The following is a 12504-nucleotide window of genomic DNA, read 5'->3' on the forward strand; positions in this document are numbered from 1 at the left end:
AAGCTATATCCTTATGGAGAATAAGATAATAAAAGGGTTTTCGAAACTGTCACGGATTGAGAAGTTGAAATACCTGGGAGAGATTAGTGGGAAAGGCGATCAGATTGAAGCCGATTTGGATTATTTCAGATTGAATGATCTGGAACAACAAAGTCTGTTGGATGAAATCAGTGAAAACACATTGTCTAACTTTTTTCTTCCCTTTGGAATTGCGCCTAATTTTGTAATCAACAATAAGGTTTACCATCTTCCTATGGTGACTGAGGAAAGCTCTGTGATTGCAGCAGCTTCTCGTTCGGCCAAGTTTTGGGCAGGCAGAGGTGGTTTTCATGCCAGAATTGTTTCTGTGGAAAAAACGGGGCAGGTTCACTTCATGTGGCAGGGGAAAAGCGATCGGTTAAAGCAAGTTTTCCCTGATTTGAAGAAGGAGTTAATGTGCGCTACACATAGCCTGACGACGAATATGCGACGCCGTGGCGGTGGCATTCTTGATGTGTCGTTAATCGATATGAGTCATGAGTTGGAGAACTATTATCAACTGCATGTGAGTTTTGACACTCTGGATGCCATGGGGGCTAACTTCATCAATTCTTGTCTGGAAATGATGGCTGGTACACTTGAAAGCTTTATCCGTAATCAAAAGGATTGGACAGTAGAGGAACGTGAATGTGAAATTGTCATGTCTATTTTATCAAACTACACACCAGATTGCCTGGTGGAATGTTGGATTGAGTGCGATATTAAAGATCTTGATGGTGTTTACGATGGCATGTCCGGAGAGGTATTTGCCAATAAATTTTTAAAGGCAACTCAAATTGCTGAGCTTGATGTTTACAGGGCTTGTACGCATAATAAAGGGATTTTAAATGGTGTGGATGCCGTGGTTTTGGCAACAGGAAATGATTTTAGAGCTGTTGAGGCCAATGCGCACGTCTGGGCATCACAAACTGGAAAATATAAGAGTCTGACTAAGGCTGAAATTAGTGACGGACGTTTTCGTTACGAATTGAAATTACCTCTTGCCCTAGGTACGGTTGGCGGTCTAACCAAACTGCATCCTTTGGCAAAATTGGGCTTGGAACTTTTAGGCGATCCTTCTTCGAGAGATTTGATGATGCTGACTGCCGCGGCCGGATTGGCTAATAATTTTGGAGCGATTCGCTCATTGGTAACGACAGGTATTCAGCATGGTCATATGAAGATGCACCTTTCAAACCTTTTGAATGCTTTTAATGCCAATAAAGCTGAGAAATTGATGGCTAAAACCCGATTTGCTCAATCAACGGTGAGCTACAGTGAGGTTGAAAATTTTCTGAATACACTTAGAAACACTAAATAAACAGGATTTGGATCAAGCTCAGTATTTTTATTCGAATGGGAAACTCTTAATTACAGCAGAGTATTTGGTGCTAAAAGGTGCCTTGTCTTTGGCTATCCCTACTCAGTATGGACAATCACTAGCTGTCTACCCCCAATCAGATGAAGGTCTGACCTGGCAGGCATTTGAGAATGAGAATCAATGGCTGAATTTTTATTTTTCTGTTGATGAAATATTAAATTCAGAAAATGATATATCCGTTGAAAAAGCATTTATTCTTGAGCTTTTACGGCAAGCCATGATTTTGAATCCCGATTTTCTTAAGAAATCTCAGTTTAAATTGGAAACCCGACTGAATTTCAATCGAAATTGGGGTTTGGGGTCCAGTTCCACTCTAATAAATAATTTGGCCCAATGGGCTCAGGTTGATGCTTTTGATTTACTTGCCAAAGTTTCTAAGGCATCGGGTTACGATATTGCCTGCGCACAGAACGATACCCCCATCCTTTTTCAAAGATCTAAAAATAGAATTTGGCACGAGGCCTGTATGTTTTCTCCCGAATTTAAAGAACAGATTTATTTTCTGTACTTAGGTAAAAAGCAAAAATCGGAGAACGAAGTAAAACGATTTCTTAAGCAAGAGAAGGATTTTTCTTCTGAAATTCAGGAAATATCGGCCTTGTCTCTACATCTTCTCGATGCTGAAAAGGCAAAGGATTTTGATAAGATTATTGAAGAGCACGAAGCAATTACCTCAAATTTATTAGGCATTCCGGCTTTGAAACAGAAAGCATTCTCTGATTTTGAAGGGTCGATAAAATCTTTAGGTGCCTGGGGGGGAGATTTTGCTATGATTCGGAGTGATTGGGATAAAAGAAGATTAACAAATTATTTTGAATCTAAAGGCCTTGAAACCCTTATTCCTTGGGAGAATATGGTGCTCGAAGATGAAAATGAGGTGTAAAAAAAACAGATTAAAATGGAAAATACAATCATATGGGAAAGTCCATCCAATATTGCATTAATTAAATATTGGGGGAAAATGGGGGAACAACTCCCTTGTAATCCTTCTTTGAGTATGAGTTTAAAAGCGTCTGTATCTCGTTTTGAACTGAGCTATTCATTAAAAAAAGAAGGGGACAAAGATCTTGTCTATCTTTTTGAAGGGAAAGAAAATAACGCTTTTGAAGAAAAATTGAGCAGATTTATTGCCTCTCTTTCAAATGATTTACCATGTTTGGGGCGATATCGACTTAAGATATTAAGTTCAAATACTTTTCCTCATTCGGCAGGTATCGCCAGTTCAGCTTCTGCAATGAGTGCTTTGGCTTTATGTCTTTGCAGCATGCAGGAGGCTATTGATGAAATGGAGATGCCCCGTGATTTTTTCCTTCAGAAAGCCAGTCGAATTGCCCGTTTAGGATCTGGTAGTGCCTCACGTTCAGTATTTGGACAATATGCCATTTGGGGTGAGGTTGAAGGGCAGACCGAAAGTTCAAACTATTTTGCAATTCCTTTTAAAGAGAACATTCATCCCGTTTTTCAGGAACTTCAGGATACCATTTTAATGATTGACTCCTCACCTAAGAAAGTTTCGAGTACCGCGGGGCATGGGCTGATGAAGAATCACCCCTATGCGGATGCCCGTTTTCATCAAGCTCGACTGAATATGGCCGATTTGTTGCTTGTTTTAGAAGAGGGGGATTTCGATAAGTTTGCACGTATTGTCGAGAACGAAGCCCTTAGTTTACATGGCTTGATGATGAGTTCAAATCCATCGTACACTTTATTAAAACCCAATACGCTCACTGCCATCGATCGAATTAAAGCTTTTCGTGATGCCAATCAATTACCGTTGTGTTTTACACTTGATGCGGGTCCTAATATTCATCTTTTGTATCCCAAAGCTGACGAAAAAGTCATTCAAAATTTTATACAAGAGGAATTGCTTGAGCTTTTGGAAGATGGTAAATATATTCAGGATGGTATGGGGAATGGCCCCACGAGAATTAAATAAGACTTTACAATGAATCGTAGACCTGAACAATATTACGCTAAAATTCTACTCTTTGGGGAGTACGCTGTTCTGTTTAATTCAATGGGATTAAGCATTCCTTATACGCACTTCAAGGGGGAGTTGAGTTTTATCGATGAGAATAAATATACCGATAGACAATTTGCTCGCAGATCAAATGAGGAGTTGAGTAAATTCTCTTTTTTTTTAAAGGAGAATAAGCTTGATGATGTAATTAAGCTTGAAGCATTAAATCGGGATATTGCTAAAGGTTTGTATTTTGAATCGAGTATTCCCGAAAGTTATGGTTTGGGAAGTTCGGGTGCTTTATGTGCGGCGATTTATAAGAAATATGCACGAAAGGCGATTCCGAATAATCGAATTATCAAGACAGAACAGATTACAGAGTTAAAAGCTCAGTTTTCCCAACTGGAATCTGGCTTTCATGGACAAAGTTCTGGCCTGGACCCTTTGAATTCGTATTTAAAATTACCCTTATTGATTCATAATTCGCAGAAAATTGAATTGGTGACCTTGCCAGGTCGCAAATTTGGTCAGGATAGTGCTATTTTTCTCGTTGATACCGATAAGCAAGGGAATACGGCCCCTTTGGTAAAAGCTTTTCTTAAAAAATGTGAGGAGGAAGAATATTCTGAGCAGATTAAACAAGAATTTATTCCGCTTAATAACAACTGTATTCAAGAGTTGATAAAAGGTGAATCGACGCCCTTTTTCAATAATGTGGCCAAACTATCAAGTTTTCAGTTAGAACATTTCCGATCGATGATTCCTGATGAATTTTTGGCTATCTGGGAATTGGGTCTCGAAAATAAGATGTTTTCACTTAAGCTGTGTGGCTCGGGTGGAGGCGGTTTTCTCTTAGGATTTACTCAAAACTATAGCCAAACTCAGGAATTACTTAAGGACAAGGGACACAAGATTGTAACGGTTTATCAGAACAATTAGTTTCAGTTGTGATTTCTTATATTCTTCATCTATATTATGCAATAATACACATGTGCTAAGCGTATATATTATCTGAATAATTTATACTTTTTGTTAACTTCGATAATTCAATTACAAAACGATATTTCGATGATTAAAGAAAGTATATTCAGATTAGTAGAAAAAGGCTCGCATGGGCGGAAACATAATTTGTTATTTGATTATTCTATAATGACTCTGATTGTATTGAGTCTGATAGCGATGATCTTGGAATCGATGCCCGAAGTCTATTCTGAATACACCTTTTTTTTAGATGGGTTTAATGTTTTTTCGATTATAATTTTCACTGTTGAATATTGTATGAGGCTTTATGTTTCCGATTTAACTCATCCTTCTAAAAGCCGCTTGAAATCATTGTTTCGTTTTGTCTTTTCAACCTATGGATTGATTGACTTGTTTGCTATCCTTCCGTTCTTTTTACCTATGCTCATCAAAATTGATTTAAGATTTTTAAGGGCATTAAGATTAACCCGTTTCCTGAGGGTTTTGAAGTTGAATCGATATAACGATTCCTTAAATTTAATATGGATGGTTATCAAGGAAAAGAAATCGGAACTGGCAGTGACAGGCTTTTTGAGTTTTTTAATTTTATTGATTGCCTCTTTTATCATGTACTACATCGAAGGCGATAAACAGCCTGAAGCATTTCCCAATATATTAGAATCGTTTTGGTGGGCAATTGCTACATTAACGACTGTGGGCTATGGCGATGTATACCCGGTAACGGGTTTAGGTAAGTTTATCAGCGGTTTGATTGCCATTTTGGGTATTGGTATTGTTGCTCTACCAACAGGTTTAATAAGTGCTGGTTTTATGAATAAAATTGAGAAGCCAAGCCTAAACAAGGTTGAAGATAAATGTCCACACTGTGGTCATGAAATTGATTATCATATGAATTGATTTCTCTGTTATTCAAGAAAATAACAAATCCCGACCTACAGCAGTAGATCGGGATTTGTTTTTGAATAGTTTGGATGACTATTTTAATTTCGCTTTTCTTCGGCGTTGTGCTCTAAAATAGAGAAATTGTGAACGAAGACTATAAATCCCTCCTGCAATTACAATAAGAAAGATAATCTGTTTTCTTCCCAGGCTGAATTCAGCGACTAAGCCTTTTGTTATCATGACGCTTGACATTACAACCAAAACGATGGTGAAGACGCCTGCCAGATGTCCTATTACCGCATTTTCATTTTTAATACCTCTGGTAAATGCGAATAGAATCAGACCAAATACAGCAGGAATTAATGCCGTATACTGCATATCCCCTAGTTCCATATACCTCATGATGAAACCAAATAAGCCCAATAGGATAAGAATAAGGGCGTAAACTTTATTGATATTATGTGCTTTGTCCATAATTGAATTGTTTATTTTATTTAGAATAAATAAAAATACTAATTAATTCAATCTATGCAATAGACTTTGTGAAAATTTTAATGGCTTAAGTTCCTAAGGCCTTAAAATAAGAAAGGCTGTCCGTAATGGACAGCCTTTCTTGGACAACCTTAAAACTCAACCATGAATTGATTATCGAGCCTTAACTACTAGGAATTTTGAAGATTTCCAAAATTCGTCAGCATTTGTAATTGTAATACCCTTACCTTCTTCAACCTTATAAGAGCTTGAAGGGTGAGTAGTAATCAATTTAACACCTTTTCCTTCAACAGGAATCAAAGTAGTCTCAGTGATATCAATTTTCTTAAATTCTTTTGTATCTGCGTTCTCGCTTAAAACTTTAGCAGAAGCGATTCCGATGATACCACCTTTAGTTGTGATTACATTCTTAGCTTTTAGCTCAGAAGTTGTACCCACTACATAGTAAGCAGTGTTCATCGCAGTAGTTGTTTCGCTAATAGTTTTTGCCTGATCAGCATTTTCTGTAGTTAATTCAGTAACTGCAGTATTCAATTTAGTAACGTCAGCATTTAAGCCTTCAACTTTAACGTTAAGGTTAGCAACTTGCTCGTTTAATGCAGCGATATCAGCTTCTTTTTGAGCTACATCAGCTTTCAAACGATCAGTTAATTTTCTCAACTTAGAGTTTTGGTACCAGCTATTCTTAAGTTTTTTATCTAATTCAGCAATTTTAGCACGATTTTGCTCTAACAAATTGTTGATAGAAGTGATATCTTTTGCAATTTTTTGCTTTTGAGATTTAGTAGGAGTTTCAGAATCAACAGCTACAATCTTTTCTTTCTCTTTAATGATTTCAAGATTCTCTTCAATAGAATTTAAAGTAGCGATGAATTCGTTAATAGCAACTTCTTTCTGCTTAGCAGTTTCAGTAAGCTGTAAATTTTGTTCTTTAAGTTGCTTCAACTCTTTTTGATTACAAGCAACAAAAAAAGGCAAGATTAATAGTGCAAAAATAATACGTTTCATAGTCATGTTCTAATTTATATAATATTCAAAATAAATTCTGGTTTGTATATAATAAATACTGTGCCATAAAATTTTTCCCATGAAATTGAATTTGAATTACTGTTGTAATAGCCTTTGTTTATAGTGTTTATGTGTTTTATAGTGTTTAGCCATCGGGATGTTGGATTTAGCTGGCTGAATTAAACTGTGGAATAATTCTACACTATTGTGGTGCTATTACTCAATTATGTATGGAATTTATTTTACTGAATGCATCAAATATGTTAGAAAAACAGAAAGGTCACCAGAAAGAATGACCTTTCTTTATATTTAGTTAGGGTAAAATTCGACTAGCGTACCTTAACAACAAGATATTTTGAAGATTCCCAAAATTGTTCAGCATCAATAATTGTTAATCCTTTGCCCGCTTCAAATTTATATGAACTCAATGGGTGAGTTGTAATCACTTCAGCTTTTTCACCTTCAATTGGAATTAAAGCAAGTTCTCTTTTATCAACCTGATTGAATGCTTCAGTATCAAAGTTTTCATTCAGAACACTTGTTGAGGCAATTCCTAAAATACCCCCTTTTTTTGAAATAATGTTTTTAGCTTTCAGTTCAGAGCTTGAACCAACAACATAATAGACTGTATTTAGCTTATTGGTTTTTTCTTCGATGATTTTAGCTTTTTCATTATTCTCTGTGCTTAAATCATTAACGGTTGTATTTAAATTTGAGACATCTGTTGTCAAGCCCTCAACTTTGATGTTTAGATTTGCAACCTGCTCAGTCATTGCAATAATGTCTGATTCTTTTTTGGCGATATCAGCTTTTAATCGATCGGTTAATTTTCTCAACTTAGAATTTTTGTACCAACTGTTTTTCAGTTTCTTATCCAAATCAGCAATATTCAATCGGTTTTGTTCAAGGATATCGTTGATAGAAGTGAGCGTACTTGCAATCTTTTGCTTTTGCGATTGGTCAGGGTTTTCCGCGTTAACAGTTACAATTTTTTCTTTCTCTCTAATGATATCAAGGTTTTCCTCTATAGAATTCAAGCTAGCTATAAAATCATTAATGGCAACTTCTTTTTCATTGGCTGTTTTTGTTAGAAGTTGATTTTGTTCTTTAAGTTGCTTGATCTCTTTTTGGTTACAAGCAACAAAAAAAGGCAGGATTAATAAGGCAATAAAAATACGTTTCATTTTTTTAGTTCTTTAATTATGTGATTCTAGTTATTTTCTGCGATTGGTATTGTAAATACTGTGCCAAAAGCAAAATATGCTGCTGTTTTTATTTCTTATTTCACTGTAATGCATTGTGTATCAGTGTGTGATATTGTGGTTTGATGCCGTGCCAGATTATTTTAATCGAATATGATGGCATGTAAGTGTGGAATATTTAGCCAAAACTGAGGGAGAAATCCTCAATTGTGAATTTTTAACAGCAGTTTATTTATAAAATCCTCTAAATTTGTAGTTTACAAACAGAACCCAGCCCTATGGTAAAATCAAAGGATCAATATATCAGACTTAAAGTGATAGCCGGTTATCTGGTGTTGCTGATAGCAATTGTAAGTGCAGGACTTATTGGTCAATCAAGTTATGAAAGATTAATGAATTCGGTTTCCCTGCTATCAAAGCCTGATGCTGAGATTTCTCGGATGAATCATTTGCTTACCGACTTGTCTGAAGCCGAAAATCATATTCGGGTTTACTCGTTGACGAAAAAAGATCAGTATTTAAATCTTTTTGGTGAGAAGGTTGAGTCTATTAAAGATGAACTGGATTCGTTGCGTTTAAGTAATATTCAAAATGCGCATTCGATACAGATGATTGATTCGATGATCTATTTGATTGGTGTTCGATCAAAAAAATTGAATGAGTTTGCTAAAATTAAAAAAACAAAGGAAGGGATCAACTATACGGAACAGGCCCTGAAAGAATTGAGTGATGCTTCACAGTATTCACGAACTCAGTTTGAGAGCTCAATTACAAAACGCACCATTGTTGACACGATAAAAAAGATCAAGAAAAAAATAGATAAACCCAAAAGCTTTCTTGGAATTCGATTTGGTAAAGCAAAGGAATCAAAATATGAGGTTGTCGATCGTGTGATTGAACGTCAGGAAGTGGGAATTGACAGCAGTTATATTTTAAAGCAAGACAGTCTATTTAATAGTTTCAAGGAAGAACTTGAATCTTCCCGAAAGAAAGAACAGCAGACTCGTGAAAGGCTGATGCAAGAAGAATTGAAGTTGGTTGACGAGAATTCTATTATTCTGCAAAAGATTAAAAAACTGTTGAATGAGCTCGAACAGCAACAGATTAGAGATATAAATAAAAAAGTTGAGCATACCGAACAAATTGCCCAGGATTCAATTATCATGATCACAATTGTAATTATTGTTGGGTTTATTTTGGGTGTTTTGTTTATTGTTTTTACACTTCTCGATCTCTCCAAGTCTGATTATTTAAAGAGACAACTTATGCTTGCAAAGGCCAAAGCGGAAAAGCTGGCTAAGGTTAAAGAAGAGTTCTTGGCATCCATGACTCATGAGATTCGGACGCCTTTAAATGCCCTGATTGGTTTCTCGCGTCAGCTCGAAAAAACAAAGATGAATGCTGAGCAAACGAAGTATGTTGGGGTTATTGAAAATTCCTCGAATCATCTTCTTGGTTTGGTGAATGATATACTCGATTTTGCCAAAATTGAAGCTGGAAAACTTGTTATTGAAGCCCGGAGTTTTGAGCCTAAAAAGTTGATTCATGAGGTTTATTATCTCTTAAGTGATTCTGCACAAAAGAAAAATCTGGATTTTTCATGGGAATACGAGGGTGAAGAGAAATATGCTTTTGTCAGCGATCCTTTTCGTTTAAAACAAATTCTACTGAATTTAGGTTCGAATGCAATTAAATTTACTGAGAAAGGCTCAGTGAAAATTAAGGCTGTAATGGAATCTGAGGGGGATAAGTATACGTTTAAGGTTAGTCTGATTGATACCGGTATTGGCATTTCATCGGATAAGCTGGAACATGTGTTTGAAGATTTTAGTCAGGCAGAATCCTTTTCTGCAAGGAAATATGGCGGAACAGGTTTGGGACTTTCTATCAGTAGACGATTAGCCCGAATGTTGGGAGGCGATCTGAGAGTTATTAGCGAACTAGATAAAGGTTCTGAGTTTTGTTTGGAGCTTCCAATAGAAAAAGGCGATGCCATAACTGAGGAGTCTGTATTGAAACAGATCAATAAGGTTCCTGATGCGCTTAAACAAAAGAGAATTTTGGTCGCTGAAGATGATGAATACAGTTCCCTTTTAATGGAAACTATTTTTAAGGGATGGGGGCTGGAACCAACCTTTGTGAACAATGGCTTAAAGGCACTTAAATCCTTAAAAGAATCTGCTTACGATATTTTATTGACTGATATTCATATGCCTGAAATGGGTGGTGTAGAGCTCAGTCGAAATATTCGAAATGATTTGAAGTCTGAAATGCCAATTATTGCTTTAACTGCAAATGTACGTCAGGTCGATTTGGACAAATACATTAAAGAGGGAATGTCAGCCTATTTATTGAAACCCTTTGATGAATCCGTTTTATTGGAGATACTTTGTGAGCAATTGAAAATTGAAGTCGAGATGAGTGCAATTGAGGAAGAGATTCCTTTAAAAGAAACCAATCATTTGTTATTCGACTTATCAGAGATAGAAAAATTTACAGCATCAGACCAAACGCTCATACACCAGGTGCTTTCGAGTTTTGTTCGTATTGCTAAAGAAAGCCTGTTGCTTCTAAAAAAAGCAAGCGAAGAAGAGAACTATATGCAATTGGGGGAAATTGCCCACAGAATGCTGAGCTCATATCGACAGCTTAAAATTGAATCAGCCAGTGAAATTTTACTTGAGCTGGAAAAAATGATCCATCAGGAAGATACCATTTATTCGAATACTGATGAGTTGAACATTGCTATTGCCAAGCTTGAAGAAATTTCGAATGAGGTGTTTGAACAAATCAATGAGATGAAGGATTAGCCTTCAATACCATATTGCTTCATTTTTGTATAAAGGGTTTTTCGGTCGATATTGAGTAAACGGGCTGCTTTTGATTTATTATTATTGACCTCTTTCAGGGTATCAATAATTTTATCCTTCTCGGTAGAAGCCTGAATTAATTTTAGATCTGTTGTGCTGTTATCTATACTTGATGTTTCCTGATAGTGTAAAATTTCAGGGGGCAGAGCTGATGTTTCAACACGGTCTCCTGTACTTAAAAGGAGGGCTCTGCGAATCACATTCCTAAGTTCACGTAAATTACCAGGCCAGTTATAAGCTTTCAGTTTTTGAATAAATTCATCCGAAAATTCGTTGATATTTTTATTTAGCTCCTGATTTGAAAGTTGAAGAAAGTTATCGGCAAATAGTTTGATATCTTCTTTTCGATCCCGAAGAGCAGGAACTGAAATTTTGAATTCATTCAATCGGTGATAAAGGTCTTCCCTGAAATTTGAATTATTCACCTCTTTAATCAGATCTTCGTTGGTGGCAACCAGAATTCGAACATCTGTATCAATATCATCATTGCTTCCCAGCTGCCTGATTTTTTTCTCTTGAATAGCTCTTAAAAGTTTGATCTGAATTTCGTAGGATAGATTTCCTATTTCATCTAAAAAGAGAGTTCCTCCTTTAGCATGTTCAAATTGTCCTTTTTTATCAGAGATAGCGCCAGTAAAAGAGCCTTTGTTGTGTCCGAAAAGTTCGCTCCCGGCTAATTCGTTTGAAAGGGCGCCGCAATCTACTGCGACGAAGTTTTTATTTTTCCGAGCACTGGCTTCATGAATTCTTCGGGCAACGATTTCTTTTCCTGTTCCGCTTTCGCCTTCAATAATTACGGACATATCAGTAGGAGCAACCAAACTGATATATTGATCGATTTGGACTGAATTGGGACTTTTGCCACGAATAAATTCGATTTTTTTCGGCTTATCAACCTTCTCTACAATTTTCGATTTTTCAATTGCAGATTTGATTAGAACCAAAATTTCTTCAGGATTGAGAGGTTTGGTGACATACTCGTATGCGCCTAATTTGATAGCATTCACAGCAGTTCGAATCTCTGCATAAGAGGTCATGATAATAACCGGGATGTGCGGATTCAAACTCTTGATCTGTTTGAGAAGATCAAGGCCATTAATATCGGGTAAGCGAAAATCACTAATAACCAGTTTGGGTTTAAAGCTGCCAAATTTTTTTAATCCTTCATTGGCTGAAAAGGCGGTATCCGTTTCATAACCTTTCTTTTTGAGAAGGCCTTGAAGCATAATACAGATCGTAGGATCATCGTCTATAATGAGGATTTTATTCATAATGAGCTTATGGTGATGCTTAACTGAGATAGTCAATTTAAACAAAATTAATTAAAAAGCTTTGACGGAAGACTATGAGTTCGAAAAAAAATAAAGGATTGTAAGCTTGCTTGAGCAATTTTACAATCCTTATAACAGTTACTTATGAATTTTCATGAGCAAATCTATGGCAAAGATCCACTCTGCTTGCGTCAAAAAGTGAAAGGTTATGTTGACTTTCTGCTTTTCTTACCCGAAAGCTAAACTCATGATTACAGGCAGGTCTTCTGGCTTATCTCAACTTTGAACACCTTCCCGTTCACCTCAGGCGGACAGTGGTCTTTCGTTCAAAATATGGATTCGAACTGTGTCGAACCGAGAATTACAGCTGCGGGGACAGCTCCTGTTTTTAACAGGATTCCCTATTATTCCTTTCGGAACCCAAATCGTTCTGCAAGTT

Annotated in this window: 10 protein-coding genes and 1 riboswitch; of the genes, 6 read left to right on the forward strand and 4 right to left on the reverse strand. The window is 36.4% G+C overall.

The features are described from left to right. Window positions 1–13: 13 nt before the first annotated feature. From EO244_RS10760 to EO244_RS10780, 5 genes are all read left to right on the forward strand, one after another. Entirely contained in the window at window positions 14–1339 is a 1326-nt protein-coding gene (locus EO244_RS10760; protein ID WP_129254683.1) for a hydroxymethylglutaryl-CoA reductase, read from the forward strand. Between the two features lie 7 nt (window positions 1340–1346). Next, window positions 1347–2282 (forward strand): GYDIA family GHMP kinase, encoded by a 936-nt coding sequence (locus tag EO244_RS10765; RefSeq protein WP_129254684.1) that lies wholly within the window; start codon window positions 1347–1349, stop codon window positions 2280–2282. Between the two features lie 15 nt (window positions 2283–2297). Further along, window positions 2298–3335 carry a diphosphomevalonate/mevalonate 3,5-bisphosphate decarboxylase family protein gene (locus EO244_RS10770; protein WP_129254685.1) on the forward strand — a complete coding sequence of 346 codons (1038 nt, stop codon included), beginning with the start codon at window positions 2298–2300 and terminating at the stop codon, window positions 3333–3335. A gap of 9 nt (window positions 3336–3344) precedes the next feature. After that, the gene (locus tag EO244_RS10775; protein ID WP_129254686.1) at window positions 3345–4298 is read left to right on the forward strand and encodes a mevalonate kinase family protein; all 954 of its coding nucleotides are present in this window, start codon (window positions 3345–3347) and stop codon (window positions 4296–4298) included. Between the two features lie 129 nt (window positions 4299–4427). Beyond that, complete coding sequence (locus EO244_RS10780; RefSeq protein ID WP_129254687.1) at window positions 4428–5237, forward strand: ion transporter; 810 nt, start codon at window positions 4428–4430, stop codon at window positions 5235–5237. A 78-nt stretch (window positions 5238–5315) separates the two neighbouring features. On the opposite strand, the gene EO244_RS10785 is transcribed toward EO244_RS10780, so the two are convergent. From EO244_RS10785 to EO244_RS10795, 3 genes are all read right to left on the reverse strand, one after another. Continuing rightward, the gene (locus EO244_RS10785) at window positions 5316–5696 is read right to left on the reverse strand and encodes a hypothetical protein (protein WP_129254688.1); all 381 of its coding nucleotides are present in this window, start codon (window positions 5694–5696) and stop codon (window positions 5316–5318) included. Window positions 5697–5867: 171 nt separating this feature from the next. Beyond that, window positions 5868–6722, reverse strand: a complete 855-nt coding sequence (locus EO244_RS10790; RefSeq protein WP_129254689.1) for a Cbp1 family collagen-binding glycoprotein adhesin — start codon at window positions 6720–6722, stop codon at window positions 5868–5870. A 329-nt stretch (window positions 6723–7051) separates the two neighbouring features. Beyond that, complete coding sequence (locus EO244_RS10795) at window positions 7052–7906, reverse strand: Cbp1 family collagen-binding glycoprotein adhesin (RefSeq protein ID WP_129254690.1); 855 nt, start codon at window positions 7904–7906, stop codon at window positions 7052–7054. A gap of 296 nt (window positions 7907–8202) precedes the next feature. Here EO244_RS10795 and EO244_RS10800 point away from each other — a divergent pair, with 296 nt between their 5' ends. Further along, entirely contained in the window at window positions 8203–10734 is a 2532-nt protein-coding gene (locus tag EO244_RS10800; RefSeq protein ID WP_129254691.1) for an ATP-binding protein, read from the forward strand. Here the strand turns inward: EO244_RS10800 and EO244_RS10805 are convergent. Next, a complete protein-coding gene (locus EO244_RS10805) occupies window positions 10731–12065 on the reverse strand; it encodes a sigma-54-dependent transcriptional regulator (protein WP_129254692.1) in 1335 nt (444 codons plus the stop codon). The genes EO244_RS10800 and EO244_RS10805 overlap by 4 nt on opposite strands. Before the next feature lie 239 nt (window positions 12066–12304). Then, a riboswitch (cobalamin riboswitch) is annotated at window positions 12305–12504 on the reverse strand.

The sequence above is a fragment of the Ancylomarina salipaludis genome, from assembly GCF_004122035.1.
Classification (GTDB): domain Bacteria; phylum Bacteroidota; class Bacteroidia; order Bacteroidales; family Marinifilaceae; genus Ancylomarina; species Ancylomarina salipaludis.

Bases quoted from the DNA above. Each gene is read 5' to 3' on its own strand.
- EO244_RS10760 (WP_129254683.1), top strand. From the start codon at position 14: ATGGAGAATAAGATAATAAAAGGGTTTTCGAAACTGTCACGGATTGAG.
- EO244_RS10770 (WP_129254685.1), top strand. From the start codon at position 2,298: ATGGAAAATACAATCATATGGGAAAGTCCATCCAATATTGCATTAATT.
- EO244_RS10775 (WP_129254686.1), top strand. From the start codon at position 3,345: ATGAATCGTAGACCTGAACAATATTACGCTAAAATTCTACTCTTTGGG.
- EO244_RS10780 (WP_129254687.1), top strand. From the start codon at position 4,428: ATGATTAAAGAAAGTATATTCAGATTAGTAGAAAAAGGCTCGCATGGG.
- EO244_RS10785 (WP_129254688.1), bottom strand. From the start codon at position 5,696: ATGGACAAAGCACATAATATCAATAAAGTTTACGCCCTTATTCTTATC.
- EO244_RS10790 (WP_129254689.1), bottom strand. From the start codon at position 6,722: ATGAAACGTATTATTTTTGCACTATTAATCTTGCCTTTTTTTGTTGCT.
- EO244_RS10795 (WP_129254690.1), bottom strand. From the start codon at position 7,906: ATGAAACGTATTTTTATTGCCTTATTAATCCTGCCTTTTTTTGTTGCT.
- EO244_RS10800 (WP_129254691.1), top strand. From the start codon at position 8,203: ATGGTAAAATCAAAGGATCAATATATCAGACTTAAAGTGATAGCCGGT.
- EO244_RS10805 (WP_129254692.1), bottom strand. From the start codon at position 12,065: ATGAATAAAATCCTCATTATAGACGATGATCCTACGATCTGTATTATG.